Here is a 19236-nt window from a genome sequence, read left to right as displayed (position 1 = left end):
TTTTAATAAATCTTTATAAAAGATTAGATGATGGGATACTGTATGTTGAAAAGCCTTCAAAAATTGTATTGGCTACTAATTTTCCAAATTATAAAGTTGGAAGGCAAACCAGAAAAAGAATAATTTACTACAAAGGTTCCGTTATACATGAATGCCTCTCCAGAACAAAAGAAGAACTGGAAATGAAATTCAGTAACTGGGGTCACGATGCTGATATTAATAAAGAAGAATTTTTAAGTAAATGGGAAAAGGTTAATGAAAGCAACTATAAAAGTATGAGAAACTTCTTTTATATGGAACCTGAAAGATGGAAGAAACTCGCATTCGTTAATGGTTCAACATTCACTGAAATCGAAAAGAATTTAAATAAATCACATATTGTGCCTTCGAGTTTTTTTATTTGGAAAAAGAATTTTGGTCAATGGTTCAAATTTTTATTTAAATAAGATAAAAAAAATAGGAAACTGCAATTTTCAAATCGAAGGTTGCAGTTTTTTTGTGTATTTTTTTTGGTTGTTAAAGGTTTTCATTATATTTATCAAAAAAAAAATTAGTCAAATCAATCCTAAATTTCCAAATCAAATATCCACATTTAGCTTTCTCTAAGAAAAAACTGTGTTTAGTTGTGAAATTCTACTATTTTATAATTTAAGCAGCTTCATTGAATTAAATATTTAATTTAATTCGCTGAATATTTATAGTCCATAAAGAATGATTTATGTTTATCCGGTATTCATTCATTATTTCTTTGTTAAGGTTGATATTGTTTTTTACGATTAAATTTGCAGATTAACAAAAAACAGAATGAAGATACTACATGTTTCAGGAGCAAAAAGTTGGGGGGGAAATGAACAGCAATTAATTGATATAATACCTGAATTAACTAAGCTCGGAGTAGAAAACATAGTTTTTGGAGTAAAAAATTCACTTCTCGAAAAAGAATGCGCTTCTAAAAATATCACTTTCATAGAAGCAGCAAAAGACAAACTCAATATCTTTTCAAATTACAGGTATTTAAAAGAAATTGTCAAAATAAATCAGCCAAATTTAATTCATTTACATACCAGTGATTCTTTAACAGTTTTTACAATATCAGATTTGTTGTTTAATCTGGAAGTCAAAGCCATATTCTCTAAAAAAGGGATGGGTACCAGCAGTACTATTTTAAGTAAATTCAAATATAATTATAAAAATATTGGAAAAATTATTTGTGTTTCAGAAGCAGTAAAAAAATCTTTTGCAGAAATAATTTTACAAAAAAACAAAACAAAATTAGAGGTAGTTTATGATGGAATAAACCTGGACAGAACTACAGTTGTTCGATTTGAGAATTTAAAAGAGATTTTCAATATACCTGACGAGAGACTGATCATAGGGAATATTGCAAATCATGTGAAGGCAAAAGATTTGCCAACACTTATAAAAACCATTGATTATTTAGTTAATAATATTGGTTTTAAAAATATACATCTTGTGCAAATTGGAGAATTTTCTACTAAATGTACTCCTGTTATTCAGGATTTAATAAATCAATTCAATCTAAAAGAATATGTTACTCTGGCTGGTTTTCAATCACATGCATTAGATTTTTTAACTCAGTTTGATGTATATGTTATGAGTTCTGAGAGAGAAGGTCTGCCCTTGACGATATATGAAGCATTTCTTAAAAAGATTCCCGTAGTGAGCACTAAGGCAGGAGGAATTCCTGAAGCTATTACTCATGATTATAACGGCTTTTTGTCAGAAGTATCAGATTATAAAGATCTGGCATTAAATTTAAAGAAAATACTTGAAGATGAGGCTAAAAGAAAAGAATTTGCCGAAAGATCTTATAACTTATTTTTTGAAAAGTTTACAGCTAAGGAAAATGCCAGGAATGTGTTTGAAGTGTATTCAAAACAACAATCAGAGGAGTTTGATTAAAGTTTTGACTTTGGTAAACTTTTATACATTTTGATGCAAATTCTGACTTAAAAATTGCATCAAAATGTGGTTTTAATAAAACAAGACTATAAAAATTGATCAACTCCTTTTTCAACAGAAGTTAGTTTGTTTTTAATAGTCTGATTTTCAATTTCGCTATTTACAGGAACATTATTTCTAGATTGCTCTTTATGATAAATATGATAAACAATTCCGGTATATTTTAGTCTTTTGCCTTTAATTCCAATATTATGTAATCGTTGTATCATTTCAGAATCCTCCATTCCCCAACCAACTATACTTTCATTATAGCCATTAATCTTAATGAAGTCTTCCTTCCAAAAAGACATATTGCAGCCTCTAAGTTTTTTGGAACATTTGTCGACACTTTTTGCAAAATTCATTAAAAAAGGGATTCGTATTGTTCTGCTCCTTTTCTTAATTCCTTTTGAAAAGAAATTGAAATCAATATTTTTTTTTGAAAATAATTCAGGCAATAATTTTTCCTGGATATTTACACGTGACCCAAATAAATAATGCCCTTTTTGAGCATAGGCAAGATGGTCTTCAATAAAATTTTTGTTTAATATGATATCACCATCAATTTCAACTATATAGTCATATTTAGCAGCAGCGATGGCTTTGTTCATGATTCTTGACTTTCTGTTTTTTAGATCTTCCTGCCAGATATGAACTAAAGGAACTGGAAAAGTTTTTTTAAAATTTTCTATTAAATTTTTAGTATCTTCTCCTGATCCATCATCTGCAATGATAACTTCGTTCGGTAAGACAGATTGGTTTGATACACTTAATAATAATAGTTCTAATGCTTCCGGCCAATTATAAGTAGACGCTACTAGTGTGCAATTTGGTTGTGACATGAAATTAAATTTGAGTAAAAATACAATAATAATTTGATGTCTAAAATTCTATGTGTATTTTTGTTCGTGTATAAAGAACCACTGAATGAATTTTAAGATAAATCCAATTTTTGAAAATAGTACCTCGTTGGTACTTGAAAATATTAAGTCATTTAATACATCAGGGACTCTTTTTGGGAATGGTGACAGAAATAAAATTAAACTTTTTGATTTTAATGATAAAAAGATCAATATCAAGTCATTCAAAATTCCAAACATTATTAATAAAATCGCTTACAGATATTTTCGAAAATCAAAAGCAAAACGCTCTTTTGAGTTTGCGATGATTTTATTGGAAAAAGGAATTGGTACTCCGACACCGATAGCCTTTTTTGAGAATTTTAATCTTATTGGGTTAAAAGACAGTTACTATGTAAGTGAACATTTAGTTACTGAATTAACATACAGGGAACTTGTAGAAATCCCTGATTATCCAGATCATGATACAATACTAAGGCAGTTTGTAAAATTCACTTTTGAATTGCATGAAAAAGGAGTAGAATTTTTAGATCATTCTCCGGGGAATACGCTGATCAAAAAAATTGCAGACAATACATATGATTTTTTCTTAGTCGACCTGAACAGAATGAATTTTCACGAAAAGATGAGCTTTGAACAGCGCATGAATAATTTCAGACGTTTGACTCCTAAAAAAGAAATGATTGCTGTGATGAGCAATGAATATTCAAAATTTTATAAGGATAAAACAGAAACTGAAATTTTTGAACAAATGTGGGCAGCCACGACTCATTTTCAGGAAGAATTCGCAAAAAAGAAGAGACTTAAAAAGAAACTTAAATTCTGGAAGTCGTAGGCTTTTCCCAGATTTTTTTAAGCTCCTTAAAGCGTACCGCAACACTCAGTGCATTGAGATAACAAATTATAATTCCTTTTTTGCCATCCAACAATCCAAAACGGACTATATATTGGTTTAAGAATTTATAAGCCGGCCGGATATAAAAGTGAAAGAAATTTGGCTTTGTTTTTTTTACGAATTATTCCTGCGCCTTTAAATGGCAATAAAAAATCATTTTCTGCTTATAATCGTTATAGTTAGAATAAGAATGATGGATAAGTTTGTTTTTTAGTTTTTTGGTTTTTCCTTCAACAATTAATTTTTCGTGAACAATTTTTTCAGGATTATAACTTGCTTTTTCTTTTTTGAAAAGACGAATTATTTTATCAGTTTGCCAGCCGCTATATTTTAATTTCTTGTTTTCGAACATGAAATCACGATGAACAAAATAAGCTGATGCACTTTTTTCCTGATTGATTACAATACTAATTTCATTTTGTAATTCGGGTGTTAACCTTTCGTCAGCATCGACAAAAAGAATCCACGGATGTGTAGCTAAACTAAGTGCAAAATTGCGCTGTGAAGCAAAATTATCAAAAACACGCTGCGTAATTTTAATATTTTTAAACTCACTGGCTAATTCTAATGTCCTGTCAGTACTAAAAGAATCTACTATGATTATTTCATCGGCGAAAGCCAGATTATTGAGCACATCTGTTATATTCGATTCCTCGTTATAGGTTATGAGTAATGCTGATAAGAGCATTTTTTCTGTCAAAATCATTTTGTGGCGGAGGTGAGATTTTGATTTAAAAATAATTCGATTTTATCCTTAAAAAATTCAGGTCTGAATTCCTGATATAAAGATAAAGATTCTTTTTTAAGCATTTTTTCAGTTTTATCCTCAAATAAATCGGTGCGATAATCCTGTAAATGCACTGAAAGATGATGGACTCCGTCTTCAAAAGTAGCCCAGATTTTCTTTTCAATCCAGGGAGAAAAGATAATAAATGAAGGTTTTTCTAATGCCTTGGCCATATTAATAGCCCCGCCGTCGTTTCCTATGATAAGATTACATTGGTTCATGATAGCAATAAACGATCGTAAATCATCACCTAATAGATCAAAATAAATTTTTTCGCGGGTAGATGGTTTACATGCGTCAAAAACAATTTTTGCCTCCTGAAGCTGTTTTGGGAAATAATTAAAAAGGATATTAACATCTTCATGATCTGCAATATAATCAACAACTTTAGCCATAAAATCTAGAGGGTAAGTTTTGATTTTTTCACTTCCTAAAAGGCTGATCATAACCGTTTTTCTGTTCTTCTGAACTTTATGCTTTTCAAAAAGCGCAATTGCCTCTTTGTTTTCTTTATCAGAAACAAATAATCTTGGTATAGGATCTGTTTTTACAGGTAAATTTAAAGGCTCTAACAAGGAAAGGCGTCTTTCTATTGCTAAACCTAAATTTGTTTTCGGAAACGGCTCAAAAGGCACGTTGTCTGTGTAAAGAAAATTTCTTCCTGGTTTTTTATAAGATATTTTTCGTTTGGCATTGCTTAACAAAACCAAAATCCAGCTTTCTAACTTAGAATAAGCGTCAATTAATAAATCATATTTTTCATTTCGGATCTGAAAACCAAGTTTGAGTAATTCTTTTTTACTCTTTCGGTGTTTTTCTTCAAACAAAATAATATTATCAATACTTGGGTTTCCTTCTAAAACAGGTGTTGTCGAGGCATAAACCAAATAATCAATCTGAGCGTCCGGATAGGCAATGCGCAGATTATTGCATATGATACTGCTGACTAAAACGTCACCAATCATTTTTTGCTGAATTACAAGTATTTTCATATAGGAATTATCAACTTTTAAGCGGTTACAAATTGAAGCAAAAAATTCCAAATTCCAATCATTTTATTGACCGGAATTTGGAATTTCATTTAAAACTTCTGTTAAGTTTTTTTTATTTTTAGATAACCAATTGATTATTCATTACTCTTTCATTAAAGGACTGAATATAAGTTTTTATAAATTTTTCTGCTTTTTGAACACGTGGTTTATCGACTTGCATTAAGTTGTTTTTCAATAAAACATCTTTTTTCCAATTATACAGACCAATTACCTTATTGTCTGTAAAGGCAACATAATAATCGTCCTGAATGTAATGATAAGTTCCCTGAAGATAGTACACGACAAAATTTTCTTTTGATTTGTAGCTTTTACCAAAACTTACCATATCTGTTTTAATATGCAAATAATCCAGAATACTTGGCATGATATCAATCTGTTGGAAGTTTTTTTCGTTTACGCCAGCTAATTCAGGATTAGAAGGATCAAAAAACAAAATCGGAATTTTAAACTTTCCAATGTTTGTCTGATCTGTCTCGTTATCTCCGCCAGATGAAGTATGATCTGCCGAAAGAACAAATAAGGTATTTTTGTACCAGTCCTGTTTTTTGGCAGTTTCAAAGAACTTTCTAAGAGAATAATCAGCATAAGCTACACTTTCATGTATATCAGTTGTTCCTTTTGGAAATTTATTCTTGTATCTTTCTGGTATAACATACGGAACATGCGAAGAAATTGTAAATACAGAGCTAAAAAATGGTTTTTTGAAAGTGCTCAGTTTATGAGCATAGAACTGTAAAAATTCTTCATCAAAAATTCCCCATTTTCCATCAAAGGAATCTTTTCCAACATATTCATTTTTTCCAAAATACTGATCAAACCCGGCTACTTTTGCATATTCATCAAAGTTTTGGCTTCCATTAAAAGCTCCGTGAAAAAAAGAAGTGCTGTATCCTTGGTCTTTGAATATTTTTGGAAGGCTATGTACCTTGTTTAAAGCATAACTTGACGAAATGAATGAATTATTCATAAGGCTCGGAATGCTTGAAATTATCGAAGGAACAGCATCAATTGAGACTTTACCATTTGCAAATCCATTCTTAAAATAACAAGATTTTGTAATTAGGGAGTCTAAAAAAGGAGTCTGGCCTCGTCCGATATTTTCATTTCCAAAACTTTCCAAAATTATAATCACAACATTTTTTCTGAGAGGAGCCTCATCTGATTTTATTGAAATTACAGGGTTGTAAGTCTTGCTTAATTCTTTACTATCGTAGTAATGAGTGTTGTCAATATCCTCTTTTTTAAATAAAGTCTTTAAAATAGAAAAAGGAGTATTTAATACCAATCCTGCATTGTTTACTTCACCATATTCAACAGCGTCTACAATTCTGATTGGTTTTTTTCTGAATCCGCCACGGCCTACAAGTAATATTGCAACAAGTAAAACAACTACATAAGTATATTTTTTTAAATAGTCTTTTTTAGTTAGTCTTTGAATGACAATTGTATCCTTAGGATCCGGGATCAATTTCCAAAGAACAATGCTGATAATTATAAATAAGACACCAACATACCAAAAATCCTGTAAAAAAGAAGGGATTAATCGTATGGTATCGTTTTCCATACCTCTTGCAGTAATTAATGCAAAAGTACTTCTTCTGCCGGTAAAGCGATAGTAGATAATATCAACAAAGTTGGTTGATAAAAATATAAGATTTACTGTATAAAAGGAAATCTTTAATATAGTTTGGTAGACAGTTTTGTATTTGAAATTGCCGGGAACTACATGAAAAAAAAGAAAAATAAAATTTATATAAGAAATAACGGCTAAGTCAAAGAGTACACCACCTATGAAAATCTTAAAGGTAAAGCCTTCAAATAATTCTAAATTCATAAAGAAAAATAGAATTCTGCTCAATTGGTAGGTTACTAATATTAAAATAAATCTTTTTAAAAATAGGATTACATTTTGATTTATATTGTTCATTTACAAATTTTTAGGTTTTCTTGTGAGAATTATTTTTTTGCGCAAAAGTATAAATCCTCACGACAAAAACCTAAAAATAGTATTAAATTTCTAACATTAGCTTAACAGTAGATTAAACTGCCACATCATACTCACGCAGAGCATTATTTAGTGAAGTTTTTAAATCTGTAGATGGTTTACGTGTACCGATAATCAGCGCACATGGAACCTGAAATTCTCCGGCAGCAAATTTTTTAGTATAACTTCCCGGAATAACAACAGAACGTGCAGGAACAAAACCTTTCATTTCAACAGGTTCATCACCCGTCACATCAATAATTTTTGTTGAAGCTGTAAGACAAACATTTGCACCAAGAACGGCTTCTTTACCAACATGAACACCTTCTACAACAATACATCTTGAGCCAATAAAAGCACCATCTTCTATAATTACCGGAGCAGCCTGTAATGGTTCAAGCACTCCGCCAATACCAACACCGCCACTTAAGTGAACATTTTTACCAATTTGTGCACAGCTGCCTACTGTTGCCCATGTATCAACCATAGTTCCTTCGTCAACATAAGCTCCGATGTTTACATAACTTGGCATCAAAATAACACCGCTCGAAATATATGCTCCGTAACGTGCTACGGCATTCGGCACCACACGAATCCCTTTTTCAGCATAACCTTTTTTTAGTAACATTTTATCATGGTATTCGAAAATGCCTGATTCTAATGTTTCCATTTTTTGAATTGGGAAATACATAACAACAGCCTTTTTTACCCATTCGTTAACCTGCCATTTGTCTCCAACCGGCTCGGCAACTCTTAATTTTCCTGCATCTAACAATTCTATAACTTCTCTAATAGCGTTAGTTGTAGTAGTTTCTTGTAATAAAGCTCTGTTTTCCCAAGCTTGTTCGATTATCGTCTGTAAAGAATTCATAAGTTTAATTTTTTGCAAAGATATAGTATTTGAATAAAAGCAAAAAAGCAAAACCATTTTGAAAATGTTACAGTTGTAACTTTTTGTTTTTAATTTGAGAAATTAATTTCTTTCAATGTGGAATATTTTTCAAATAACTATCCATTAAAAGTTTTTTTTATAATAGAATATGACAAAAATCAGATTCTCTGTTTTTTATTCAGATTAGTTTTGCCGCACAATTTCTCCACGACAGGAATTATTATTGCTAATCCAAAATAAATTAAAATGAATCAGGAAAATCAATTTCAGGGCCGCACAATTATTGATAAAGAAGTATCATGGGATAAAACTCAGGTTATTATGAGTAAAACCAACGCATTTGGAATAATCGAGTACGCTAATGAAATTTTTATTGATGTGTGCGGATATGAAGATTATGAACTTATGGGACAACCACATAATATTATTAGACATCCTGATATGCCAAAAGTGATTTTTAAAGTCCTTTGGGAAAATCTTAAAGCAGGTAAAAATTTTCATGCGGTTGTAAAAAACCTGGCCAAATCAGGAAGGTACTATTGGGTAATTACTGATTTTGAAATTGCTAAAGATGAAAATGGCGTTATTGTAAATTATTTTGGAAGAAGACAATCGGTTCCGCAGGAAGTTGTTGCCATGCATATTGAGCCTCTGTATAAAAAGTTACTGCAGATTGAAGGCGCCAGCGGAGTAGAGTTTAGCGAAAAATATCTTATTGGGTTCTTAGAAGAAAAAAAGAGAAGTTATGTTGAGTACATAAAGGAACTAATTCTTGAACACGAAAAAGCACAATCAAAATTTTCTCATTCTGAAGAGGAAGAAGAGGATGAAAGAGGTTTTTTTAGTCGTTTATTTAATAAATAATGCCCATTTTTTAATTAGGTTTTAAATGTTGGACAAGTCCGTTTTGAGAAATCAAGGCGGATTTTTTTATAATTGAAATAATTCTTTTCAGGTTATGCATTTCCTGTTTATCTTTGATAAAAATTATAAAATGCCAAGAATACTTTCAATTGACTACGGACAAAAGCGTACCGGAATTGCTGTTACCGACGAAATGCAGATCATTGCTTCGGGTCTTACAACTATTCCGACAAATACTTTAATAGACTTTTTAAAAGATTATTTCTCAAAAGAGAAAGTCGAATTGGTACTAGTTGGAGAGCCGAAACAAATGAACGGACAGCCATCTGAAAGTGCTTCGGTAATTAAAGGTTTTGTGACCCATTTTTTAAATATTTTTCCCGATATGAAAGTCGTTCGGGTAGACGAACGTTTTACATCCAAGATGGCATTTCAGACTATGATTGATAGCGGATTAAGTAAAAAACAACGTCAGAACAAAGGTTTGATTGATGAAATTTCTGCCACAATTATGCTTCAGGATTATCTTTCCTCAAAACGATTTTAATTTCCATGATTAAATTTGTTTAAAATTTGAAGTTTTTTAAAAAATCCTAACTTTTATCATGTTATTATTAGTTTTTTTTTGCAATTAAAAAAGTACCTTTGCACTTTAAAATAAAATACTGTTATGCCTGACGAAACCATACGTTCAAATAGTGAAGTAGTACTCATTGGAGCTGGAATTATGAGTGCCACTCTTGGAATAATTTTGAAAGAGTTACAACCCGATATCAAAATTGAGATTTACGAAAGATTAGATGTTGCCGCTGCAGAAAGCTCTGATGCTTGGAATAATGCCGGAACAGGACACTCTGCTTTTTGTGAATTGAACTACACACCAGAAAAGGCAGACGGAAGTATTGATCCTAAAAAAGCAATAAGTATAGCAGAATCATTTGAGGTTTCGCGCCAGTTTTGGTCTTACTTAGTACAACAAAATAAAGTACCGTCTCCCGAGAATTTTATAAAAAGTGTCCCTCATATGAGTTTTGTGTGGGGAGATAAAAACGTTGAATACCTTAAAAAACGTTTTGAAGCTTTGCAAAGCAATCCGATTTTTGCTCAAATGACTTTTAGTAGCAATTTTGAAAAATTAAAAGAATGGATGCCGCTTGTAATGGAAGGCAGGGAAAATACGGAAAGTTTAGCTGCAACGCATATGGCTATTGGTACCGATGTGAATTTCGGTGCATTAACCAGAAGTATGTTCAGTTATTTAGAAAAACTTGATGGTGTTTCTTTATACTTTAACCACGAGGTTAAAAAACTGAGACAACGTGAGGATAAATCCTGGAGAATTAAAATTACGGATTTGTCTACAGGTCAGACCCGAAAATCATATACAAAATTTGTTTTCATTGGTGCCGGAGGTGGTTCATTACCCTTATTAGAAAAAGCAAATGTTCCGGAAGGAAATGGTTACGGAGGTTTTCCTGTAAGTGGTCAATGGCTAAAATGTACCAATCCTGAGATAATTGCCAAACATCAGGCAAAAGTTTACGGAAAAGCGAGCGTAGGAGCACCACCAATGTCTGTTCCACATATTGATACTCGTGTAATTGATGGTGAAAAAGCACTTCTTTTTGGGCCTTTTGCAGGATTTTCAACGAGATTTCTTAAAAATGGTTCTTATCTGGATCTGCCATTGTCTATAAAAGCAAATAATTTAATTCCGATGTTATCAGCGGGATATCATAATATTCCATTAACCAAATACTTAATAGAGCAGGTTCGTCAGTCTCCAAAAGACAGAATGAATGCACTTCGTGAATATCTGCCAACAGCACGTTCTAAAGACTGGAAATTAGAAAGAGCAGGGCAGCGTGTTCAGGTTATCAAAAAAGATGAGAACGGAGGAGGGGTTTTGGAATTCGGAACTGAAGTTATTAATACACATGACGGAACGTTAGCTGTTTTATTAGGAGCTTCCCCGGGTGCATCTACTGCGGTTTCGATTATGATTGATTTAATAAGCAGATGTTTTACAAATCAGATTAAAACACCGGAATGGGAAGAGAAAATGAAAAATATGATTCCTTCTTACGGTAAAACTTTAAATGACAAACCAGAGCTTTTGGCTGAAATGAGAAAGCATACTTCTGAAGTTTTAAAACTGAATAATTAAACTCAGTTTTTATACAAATAAATAACAAATCCAGATGAATTAATCTGGATTTGTTGCTTTTAGTTCTTTTGTGATTTTTAATATTTTTTCAGACATATTACTCATCCAGATTAATTGCTCAATAACCATTTGGGCTTCCTGCATCTTTGCCTGACGGGTTTCCTTGTCAAGATCATCATCTGTAGCCAGTCGGGTGAAATTTACCCGCTTAAGTTCTTCAAATTGTAGCGTTACATCTTCTTTATCAAAAAATGTATCCGTTAGAATAGCTTCATTTCTTAAAATTGAAATGGAATGATCTAAATTTAATAATATAGTTTTTATAATATAATTAAATGATTCTGAGGCAGATGTTGTCTGATGTGACTGTATATAGGTGGATAATGAAGCTAATGCAGAAAGTAAAGAGTGATTTAAGACTACTAATTTATTGACAAGCGGTAGCGTTTTTTGCTTTGATTTCGGTTCCTGCATCATGCGCTGGAAGGAAGTCATTAAATTACCAATTTCTACAAAAGCATTCTTTCTTGATAGCTTGTAAGAAGTTGGGACTTCTCCCTTTTTATTATAAAAATCAGCAATCTCTTTAAGATAACTTCTATTGGCCCGAATTGAATTCTCAATATGTATCGGTGTATTGATAAACTCCCATGCCGGCCATAAAAACTGATTGGCAATAAAGGCCAACGTGGCTCCGGTAAGGGAATCCAGTATTCTAAACTGGATAACTTCTACAACATTTGGAGTTAAAATTCCATAAATAAAAACCACATACATCGTAACAAAAGTGGCACTTATTTTATAATTAATTTGTGTAAAAGAGAGCCCAAGCAGCATGCAGACAATAGAAAATATACTTAACGCAATGTGATTCTGAATTACCGAAACGATTCCAAATGCCAATAACCCTCCTAACACAGTTCCGAACATTCTATTATAAGAGCGTTCTTTTGTTAATCCGTATCCCGGTCGCATGATTACAACGATAGTCAGTAAAATCCAATACCCATTTTGGAAAGTCAGGAGATCTCCAATAACTAAACCAATAAGAATGGTAATCGTAAGCCGGAGTGAATGCCTGAAAATAGAAGATGAAAAACTCATATTTTCAATCAGGGTGCGTAAAGGATAATATTGCGGAGTCAGGAATTTTTCGAGCTCTTTATCTTTGTCTTTCAGTTTGTAAGATTGCATGGCAAGAGAAAAAGCCCTTTGGATAATTTTAATTTTCCCAACCTGATTTTTTGCATATTTCAGCATGTTGGTCAACATCAATACACCTTCTGCAGCCTCTTCTTTTCCTAAGCTTTTTTCATAATCAAAAATGGCAAATTCCAGAGCATCAATTTCATTTTTCAAATCATTTTTGTCTACATAGGCAGCAATATGGTTTACATTTTTAGAAAGTTTTTTTAAAGTGGAAGCCAGTTTATAGGCTACATTCTGATAGGTTCGTAAAACTTCAGGATGTTTGTCAAACTTTTCAAGCAGCTTATTGTGGTCAAAAGAAGTGTACAATGCTAATTCCTGAATTTCAATCAGAGTAATAAAAACAAGGAGCATTTTTCGGTTCTGACTTGTGGCGGCAGAAGTATTTTGGTTCCCGATCAGCACCTTTCTCAAGTCTTCATTGATTAAGTTCAATTCGACCTGTAATGCTAATTGTTTTTCAATGATTTTTTCACGGTTAGCTTCAGGACTCCATAAATCGCCTCTTAATTTTAAATATTTTGCGGTTAATTTTATACCGTCGGCAATTTGTAATTCTACATATTTATAGGGTTGTACAAAATGAAATACAAGCGAAACGATCAGATATAAAATTCCTCCAATAAAAATAAAAGCAGAATATTCGACAGCATCCACACCTTCATGGAAATGTCCAAAAGATAGTGAAATAGAGAGCAATGCAGAAAATGAAACCAATGTGGCACGCTGTCCGTAAACAGAAATCATCGAACATAAAAACAGCAGGAAGCCCAAAAAAGGATAAAACAGAAACGGATAAGGATATGCCAGGTTAACTAGTAAATTAACACCCGAAACAATAAATGAAGCAACAATAAGCCCTTTTACCTTATGCCCCAAAGTACTGGGTATATCACTTGGATACGTATAAAAAGCTCCTAAAGCTATAGTAAAACCGATCTCAAAATATCCGAAAAAATTTAAAATTAAAACCGGCACAACAGAAGCAATCGTTACTTTTGACGCATTCAGAAAAGAGGTACTATTGGTAAATTTAGTTATTCGATCAAACATATAGGGAAGTTTACTAGCAAAGGTAAGAATTGTACGAATTATTTTGGCACAATTATAGATGAGTTTTTTGTAAGTTATGAAATTGAGAGATAATATGTTGTTTAGAATTATTCATTGACTATTTTTTACTATTTTTGCCAGCTGAATTATGATATAAAATTCAGGATTTTCAGTAGATAATGCATAAATAAATACAAATGATTTTACCAATTGTAGGATACGGTGATCCGGTTTTAAGAAAAGTGGGAGAGGCAATTACGCCAGATTATCCAAACTTAAAAGAGATAATAGCAAACATGTATGAAACCATGTACAATGCGTATGGCGTTGGGCTTGCTGCACCACAGGTAGGGATGGCAATTCGTTTGTTTGTAATTGACACAACTCCTTTTAGTGATGATGAAGATTTATCATCAGATGAACAAAAAAAATTAAAAGGTTTTAAGAAAACTTTTATCAATCCTAAAATTATTAAAGAAGAAGGTGAAGAGTGGAGTTTTAATGAAGGCTGTTTAAGTATTCCTGATGTTCGCGAAGATGTTTACAGAAAACCAACTGTTACAATTGAATATTGTGAAGAAGATTTTGTTGTAAAGACAGAAGTTTTTGACGGTTTGGTTGCAAGAGTTATCCAACACGAATATGATCATATTGAAGGAGTTTTATTTACAGATAAAATATCTTCATTGAAAAAACGTTTGATTCAGAAAAAATTAAAGAACATTACAGAAGGCAAAACTTTTCAGGATTACAAAATCAAATTTTTTGCAGCTAAAAAAGGGAGATAATCGCTTCTTAATAAAGACAAAAAAATAAACGAAATTCTTAATACAAATTATAATAAACATGAATTTAGAAAAAATATTAGCTGTTTCAGGAAAACCAGGTTTATATGCTTTAAAAGTACAAACTCGTACAGGATTTGTAGCTGAATCATTAATTGACGGAAAAAAAATCACTGTAAGATTAAAAAGCAATGTAAGTTTATTGTCTGAAATTTCAATTTACACACATGACGGTGAAAAACCATTAACTGAAGTTTTTCAACGTATTGCTACAAAAGAAAATAAAGGTCAGGCGATTTCTCACAAAGAAGATAATGCAAAATTAGCAGCTTACTTCAAAGAAATTTTACCTGATTATGATGAAGAAAGAGTTTATCCTTCTGATATTAAGAAAGTATTAAACTGGTACAATACACTTCAGTCTAAAGGTTTGGTTACTGATTTGGCTCCGGCTGCTGCAGAAGCTAAAGAAGAAACTGCTGTTGAAGAAAAACCTAAAAAAGCTCCGGCTGCTAAAAAAGCCCCGGCAAAAAAAGCTGCTGCTAAAAAAGAAGAATAGTAAAGACTTACATTCAAAATATAATAATCCTGTTAAGATGTTTTCTTGACAGGATTTTTTACTTTTACATTATCCGGTCATTAAACCAATAAATACTTCACAAATGAGCAAAGAACTTCAGCTTAAGGCTTTTGAAAGATTATTAATTATCATGGATGAGTTGCGTGAGCAATGCCCGTGGGACAAAAAGCAGACTTTACAAACATTACGACACCTGACAATTGAAGAGACTTACGAATTAGGAGATGCAATTTTAGATAATGACCTGAATGAAGTTAAAAAAGAACTTGGTGATCTGCTGCTGCATATCGTTTTTTATGCCAAAATTGGAAGCGAAACCAACGATTTTGATATAGCAGATGTGTGTAATGAAATTTGCGAAAAACTTATTCATCGTCATCCGCACATTTATAGCGACACTGTCGTGAAAGATGAAGAAGAAGTAAAGCAAAACTGGGAAAAGCTAAAGCTTAAAGAAGGAAAAAAATCTGTTTTGGAAGGAGTTCCAAGAAGTTTACCGGCTCTTGTAAAAGCAAGCAGAATCCAGGATAAAGTAAAAGGTGTTGGTTTTGATTGGGAAGAACCGCACCAGGTTTGGGATAAAGTACAGGAAGAGCTTGAAGAACTTCAGGAAGAAATAAAATCTGGTGATCAGGATAAAATAGAAGCGGAGTTTGGCGATGTTTTATTTTCGATGATAAATTATGCCCGTTTTTTAAATGTAAACCCGGAAGATGCTTTGGAGCGAACTAATAAAAAATTTATTAAACGTTTTCAGTATTTAGAAAATAAAGCCGGCGAATTAGGAAAACCGCTAATGGATATGACTTTAGCAGAAATGGATGTATTTTGGAATGAAGCGAAGAAATTATAATTGCTCTGCTAATTTTTTTAATGCCCGTATATTCTTAAGAATAATCTTTTTTCCGGTCAATTCAATAAGTTCCAGTTTGTTAAAATCAGATAATAACCGAATGCAGCTTTCTGTTGCAGTGCCTATTATACCTGCCAATTCTTCTCTGGTCAGTTGTACTTTTAAGGTTTTGTCGTTATTTTCGCCAAAATCTTCATGAAGCTGCAATAAAGTTTCTGCTAAACGCTGTTTTACAGTTTTTTGGACTAAGGCAATTTTGTCATTTTCAGATTCTTTTAAATCCTCGCAGACAGCCTGCATCATGTTTAATGAAAACTGATTATTATTGTTGAAAAAATGTATGATTTCTGTTTTAGGAATAAAACAAACTTCCATGTCCGCAACGGCTTTTGCAGATAAATTTGCAGGCTCGTTACTAATCATAGAACGCTGTCCTAAAAGTTCTCCCGACTTAACCAGTTTTACAATCTGGTCTTTTCCGTTGGCACTTAACTTAGAAAGTTTTCCAATCCCGTCTTTAATACAAAAAACGCCATTAGTTACTTCTCCTTCTTCAAAAATCGCTTCTCCTTTTTTTATCTGATAAGTAGTTTTGCTATTAGCTAACTTTATAACTTCTTCTTTATTAAGGGCTTTTAATGAGCTAAGCTGTCTTACAATGCATTGATCACATTTATTCATGACAATAGTAATTTAGATGCAAAATTAATCATATTTTGGAGTTATAAGCAGTATTATTCATTAATTTTATAAGAAAAAAGAGCTCGTTATCATTTCGCTGCTTTATTTTCTTTTGTGATAGTTCAATTTCATTATAACATGATAATTGTCATCTTTATAATCGGTTCTTGTTTTGATCTTTGCATCATTAAAAAAACAAATTATGAGTGCGCAAAATTGCTTTCATTGCGGTCTGGCCATTGATGAAAATGAAGAAATACATTTTGATGATAAACTGTTTTGTTGTGTCGGATGTAAAACAGTTTATGGAATTTTCAGCAGTCACGATTTAACCTCATATTACGATTTTGAAAAATCTCCCGGTGCAACTCCCCAAGACATTAAAGGGAAATATGATTTTTTAGAAAACGAAGCCATACTCTCAAAAATATTAGAATTTCAGGAAGGAGATACTGCTATTGTATCATTAAATATTCCACATATTCATTGTAGTTCCTGTATTTGGATTCTCGAAAACCTTAACCGGATTCAATCAGGAATAAATGTTTCACAGGTTAATTTTCCCGAGAAAAAAGTCCGTATAACATACAATTCAACTCTCGTATCGCTCAAAACTATTGTTTATACACTGAGTTCGATTGGTTACGAACCTTATATCAGTTTAGAAAATTACGAAACAGGCAAAAATAACATAGACAGAAGCCTCACGTATAAATTAGGAGTCGCTTTTTTTTGTTTTGGTAATATAATGCTATTGTCTTTTCCGGAATATTTTGAGATTAAAGAATTCTGGCTTGATAATTACAAACCTTTTTTCAGAGGCCTGATTTTTGTTCTCGCACTGCCAAGTTTTCTGTATTCTGCGAGCGGTTATTATGTTTCGGCTTATAAAAGTATAAAGTCAGGAATGCTGAATATTGATATTCCGATAGCATTAGGGATTATCGTAATGTTTATTAGAAGTACTTATGATATTGTAATGAATTATGGCTCAGGTTTCTTTGATAGCCTGGCAAGTCTGGTGTTTTTTATGTTACTCGGAAAAATGTTTCAGATCAAAACATACAGTTTTTTAAGTTTTGAACGCGATTTTAAATCGTACTTTCCAATTGCGGTTACGAGGATTAATCCAGATTTCTCAGAAGAAAACCTACCGATTTATGACGTCGAAAAAGGCAACAGATTGCTAATAAGAAATCAGGAATTAATTCCCGTAGATGGAATTTTAATTAGTGAAAGTGCCGAAATAGACTATAGTTTTGTAACCGGAGAAGCAGTTCCGATTACCAAAAAATCCGGAGATAAAATATTTGCAGGCGGAAAACAAATAGGAAAAGTAATAGAAATGGAGGTTTTGCATTCTGTTTCTCAAAGTTATCTGACGCAATTATGGAGTAATGAGATTTTTCAGAAAAATGTAGATCAAAAACATAAAACTATTACCGATGCAATAAGCAGATATTTTACACCTATTTTGCTTCTGATAGCTTTTGCAGGTTTTGGGTATTGGATTTTTATTGATGCCAATATTGCTTTTAACGTTTTTACTGCGGTATTAATTGTAGCTTGTCCTTGTGCACTTGCCCTTACAGCGCCGTTTACTTTTGGTAATATTCTGAGGATTTTGGGCAAGCAGAAATTATATCTCAAAAATGCCCTTGTAATAGAACAACTGGCAAAAGTCGATACTATAGTTTTTGATAAGACAGGAACAATTACGACCAATAAAAAATCAAACATTACATATGAAGGAAATGTGATTTCTGATGAAGATTTTATATTGATTAAAAACACGCTCAGAGCTTCAAATCACCCGTTAAGCCGTATGTTATATGATTTTCTTCCGGAATCAAAGAAAATCAGAATCGATAATTTTCAGGAAATAACCGGAAAAGGAATTTTGGCTATAGCTGAAAATAAAGAAATTAAAATTGGTTCGGGAAAGTTTGTTGAAAGCCCGGCACCAGATACATCAGAAATAGAAAGAACATCGCTCCATATAAAAATAGATTCTGTTTATTATGGAAAATATGTATTCGAAAATCAGTATAGAGAAGGTTTGGAAAAACTATTTGCAAACCTGAGCAAAGACTATCAGTTAAAGGTTCTTTCCGGTGATAACGATGGCGAGAAAGCAAACTTAGAAGCTCTTTTACCTAAAGATACCGAATTGATATTCAATCAGAAACCAGAACAAAAACTGGATTTTATAAAAAAGCTGCAGCAAAACGGACAGAACGTTATGATGGTCGGTGACGGATTAAATGATGCCGGAGCGTTGGCACAAAGTAATGTTGGTATTTCTATTTCAGAAAATGTCAATGTTTTTTCTCCTGCCTGCGATGCAATTTTGGACGCCAGTGAATTTTCGCGTCTGAATTACTTTTTAAAGTTATCTCATAAAGCGATTTTTATTATTAAGATGAGTTTTGCTTTGTCATTGCTGTACAACGTTATCGGACTTGCATTTGCAGTTACCGGAAATCTTCTTCCTCTGGTGGCAGCTATTATTATGCCTTTAAGTACAATCACCATTGTAAGTTTTGTGACGCTTATGTCTAACTACTTCAGTAGTAGAAATTTAGCTTCTTAAAACTTGTGATTTATTGAAT

16 protein-coding genes and 1 pseudogene are annotated in these 19236 nt (G+C 32.3%); 10 read left to right on the top strand and 7 right to left on the bottom strand.

Going from position 1 to position 19236, the window contains the following annotated elements; genetic code table 11:
• Positions 1-446 (top strand): annotated as a pseudogene (locus tag DCO46_RS22680) (hypothetical protein); the annotation flags it as partial.
• 358 nt (positions 447-804) lie between these two features.
• Positions 805-1923, top strand: coding sequence for a glycosyltransferase (locus DCO46_RS11775; protein WP_116752726.1), 1119 nt, complete (start codon positions 805-807; stop codon positions 1921-1923).
• 86 nt (positions 1924-2009) lie between these two features.
• On the opposite strand, the gene DCO46_RS11770 is transcribed toward DCO46_RS11775, so the two are convergent.
• Positions 2010-2804, bottom strand: a complete 795-nt coding sequence (locus DCO46_RS11770; protein WP_116752725.1) for a glycosyltransferase family 2 protein — start codon at positions 2802-2804, stop codon at positions 2010-2012.
• 85 nt (positions 2805-2889) lie between these two features.
• On the opposite strand from DCO46_RS11770, the gene DCO46_RS11765 reads away from it, so the two are divergent.
• Complete coding sequence (locus tag DCO46_RS11765) at positions 2890-3657, top strand: Kdo domain containing protein (RefSeq protein WP_116752724.1); 768 nt, start codon at positions 2890-2892, stop codon at positions 3655-3657.
• A gap of 181 nt (positions 3658-3838) precedes the next feature.
• On the opposite strand, the gene DCO46_RS11760 is transcribed toward DCO46_RS11765, so the two are convergent.
• The 4 genes from DCO46_RS11760 to DCO46_RS11745 all read right to left on the bottom strand — a co-directional run bounded on the left by DCO46_RS11760 (position 3839) and on the right by DCO46_RS11745 (position 8411).
• The gene (locus DCO46_RS11760) at positions 3839-4423 is read right to left on the bottom strand and encodes a glycosyltransferase family 2 protein (protein ID WP_317048051.1); all 585 of its coding nucleotides are present in this window, start codon (positions 4421-4423) and stop codon (positions 3839-3841) included.
• Entirely contained in the window at positions 4420-5496 is a 1077-nt protein-coding gene (locus DCO46_RS11755; RefSeq protein WP_116752723.1) for a glycosyltransferase family 9 protein, read from the bottom strand. The genes DCO46_RS11760 and DCO46_RS11755 overlap by 4 nt, the downstream gene beginning before the upstream one ends.
• A gap of 118 nt (positions 5497-5614) precedes the next feature.
• On the bottom strand, positions 5615-7483 hold the full coding sequence (locus tag DCO46_RS11750) for an LTA synthase family protein (RefSeq protein ID WP_116752722.1): 1869 nt from the start codon (positions 7481-7483) through the stop codon (positions 5615-5617).
• Between the two features lie 112 nt (positions 7484-7595).
• Entirely contained in the window at positions 7596-8411 is an 816-nt protein-coding gene (locus tag DCO46_RS11745) for a 2,3,4,5-tetrahydropyridine-2,6-dicarboxylate N-succinyltransferase (protein ID WP_116752729.1), read from the bottom strand.
• Positions 8412-8678: 267 nt separating this feature from the next.
• Between DCO46_RS11745 and DCO46_RS11740 the strand changes: the two genes are divergently transcribed.
• The 3 genes from DCO46_RS11740 to DCO46_RS11730 all read left to right on the top strand — a co-directional run bounded on the left by DCO46_RS11740 (position 8679) and on the right by DCO46_RS11730 (position 11463).
• A complete protein-coding gene (locus tag DCO46_RS11740) occupies positions 8679-9296 on the top strand; it encodes a PAS domain-containing protein (protein WP_116752721.1) in 618 nt (205 codons plus the stop codon).
• A 130-nt stretch (positions 9297-9426) separates the two neighbouring features.
• Entirely contained in the window at positions 9427-9843 is a 417-nt protein-coding gene (gene ruvX, locus DCO46_RS11735; RefSeq protein WP_116752728.1) for a Holliday junction resolvase RuvX, read from the top strand.
• A gap of 123 nt (positions 9844-9966) precedes the next feature.
• A complete protein-coding gene (locus DCO46_RS11730) occupies positions 9967-11463 on the top strand; it encodes a malate:quinone oxidoreductase (protein WP_116752720.1) in 1497 nt (498 codons plus the stop codon).
• 39 nt (positions 11464-11502) lie between these two features.
• Here DCO46_RS11730 and DCO46_RS11725 read toward each other — a convergent pair whose 3' ends face one another.
• Positions 11503-13725: an FUSC family protein gene (locus DCO46_RS11725; RefSeq protein ID WP_116752719.1), complete on the bottom strand. Its 2223-nt coding sequence runs from the start codon at positions 13723-13725 to the stop codon at positions 11503-11505.
• 197 nt (positions 13726-13922) lie between these two features.
• On the opposite strand from DCO46_RS11725, the gene def reads away from it, so the two are divergent.
• The 3 genes from def (at position 13923) to mazG (ending at position 15943) form a co-directional block, all read left to right on the top strand.
• The gene (def, locus tag DCO46_RS11720) at positions 13923-14513 is read left to right on the top strand and encodes a peptide deformylase (RefSeq protein ID WP_116752718.1); all 591 of its coding nucleotides are present in this window, start codon (positions 13923-13925) and stop codon (positions 14511-14513) included.
• A gap of 58 nt (positions 14514-14571) precedes the next feature.
• Complete coding sequence (locus DCO46_RS11715; RefSeq protein WP_116752717.1) at positions 14572-15069, top strand: DUF5606 domain-containing protein; 498 nt, start codon at positions 14572-14574, stop codon at positions 15067-15069.
• Positions 15070-15172: 103 nt separating this feature from the next.
• Positions 15173-15943, top strand: a complete 771-nt coding sequence (gene mazG / locus DCO46_RS11710; protein WP_116752716.1) for a nucleoside triphosphate pyrophosphohydrolase — start codon at positions 15173-15175, stop codon at positions 15941-15943.
• Here mazG and DCO46_RS11705 read toward each other — a convergent pair.
• Positions 15938-16624: a Crp/Fnr family transcriptional regulator gene (locus DCO46_RS11705; RefSeq protein ID WP_116752715.1), complete on the bottom strand. Its 687-nt coding sequence runs from the start codon at positions 16622-16624 to the stop codon at positions 15938-15940. The two genes, mazG and DCO46_RS11705, sit on opposite strands and share 6 nt — an antisense overlap.
• A 202-nt stretch (positions 16625-16826) precedes the next feature.
• On the opposite strand from DCO46_RS11705, the gene DCO46_RS11700 reads away from it, so the two are divergent.
• Positions 16827-19217 (top strand): heavy metal translocating P-type ATPase, encoded by a 2391-nt coding sequence (locus DCO46_RS11700; protein WP_116752714.1) that lies wholly within the window; start codon positions 16827-16829, stop codon positions 19215-19217.
• Positions 19218-19236: the final 19 nt, after the last annotated feature.

It is taken from the genome of Flavobacterium sp. HTF (assembly GCF_003105115.1).
In the GTDB taxonomy this organism is placed as follows: Bacteria; Bacteroidota; Bacteroidia; order Flavobacteriales; family Flavobacteriaceae; genus Flavobacterium.
The sequence above is the reverse complement of the archived record's forward strand: the minus strand, read 5'-3'. Positions and strand labels throughout refer to the sequence as shown.

Excerpts from the sequence above, each read along its gene's own strand:
- def (WP_116752718.1), top strand. The coding sequence starts at position 13,923 with ATGATTTTACCAATTGTAGGATACGGTGATCCGGTTTTAAGAAAAGTG.
- DCO46_RS11765 (WP_116752724.1), top strand. The coding sequence starts at position 2,890 with ATGAATTTTAAGATAAATCCAATTTTTGAAAATAGTACCTCGTTGGTA.
- DCO46_RS11755 (WP_116752723.1), bottom strand. The coding sequence starts at position 5,496 with ATGAAAATACTTGTAATTCAGCAAAAAATGATTGGTGACGTTTTAGTC.
- DCO46_RS11750 (WP_116752722.1), bottom strand. The coding sequence starts at position 7,483 with ATGAACAATATAAATCAAAATGTAATCCTATTTTTAAAAAGATTTATT.
- DCO46_RS11745 (WP_116752729.1), bottom strand. The coding sequence starts at position 8,411 with ATGAATTCTTTACAGACGATAATCGAACAAGCTTGGGAAAACAGAGCT.
- DCO46_RS11715 (WP_116752717.1), top strand. The coding sequence starts at position 14,572 with ATGAATTTAGAAAAAATATTAGCTGTTTCAGGAAAACCAGGTTTATAT.
- DCO46_RS11740 (WP_116752721.1), top strand. The coding sequence starts at position 8,679 with ATGAATCAGGAAAATCAATTTCAGGGCCGCACAATTATTGATAAAGAA.
- ruvX (WP_116752728.1), top strand. The coding sequence starts at position 9,427 with ATGCCAAGAATACTTTCAATTGACTACGGACAAAAGCGTACCGGAATT.
- DCO46_RS11770 (WP_116752725.1), bottom strand. The coding sequence starts at position 2,804 with ATGTCACAACCAAATTGCACACTAGTAGCGTCTACTTATAATTGGCCG.
- DCO46_RS11775 (WP_116752726.1), top strand. The coding sequence starts at position 805 with ATGAAGATACTACATGTTTCAGGAGCAAAAAGTTGGGGGGGAAATGAA.
- DCO46_RS11700 (WP_116752714.1), top strand. The coding sequence starts at position 16,827 with ATGAGTGCGCAAAATTGCTTTCATTGCGGTCTGGCCATTGATGAAAAT.
- DCO46_RS11760 (WP_317048051.1), bottom strand. The coding sequence starts at position 4,423 with ATGATTTTGACAGAAAAAATGCTCTTATCAGCATTACTCATAACCTAT.
- DCO46_RS11705 (WP_116752715.1), bottom strand. The coding sequence starts at position 16,624 with ATGAATAAATGTGATCAATGCATTGTAAGACAGCTTAGCTCATTAAAA.
- mazG (WP_116752716.1), top strand. The coding sequence starts at position 15,173 with ATGAGCAAAGAACTTCAGCTTAAGGCTTTTGAAAGATTATTAATTATC.
- DCO46_RS11730 (WP_116752720.1), top strand. The coding sequence starts at position 9,967 with ATGCCTGACGAAACCATACGTTCAAATAGTGAAGTAGTACTCATTGGA.
- DCO46_RS11725 (WP_116752719.1), bottom strand. The coding sequence starts at position 13,725 with ATGTTTGATCGAATAACTAAATTTACCAATAGTACCTCTTTTCTGAAT.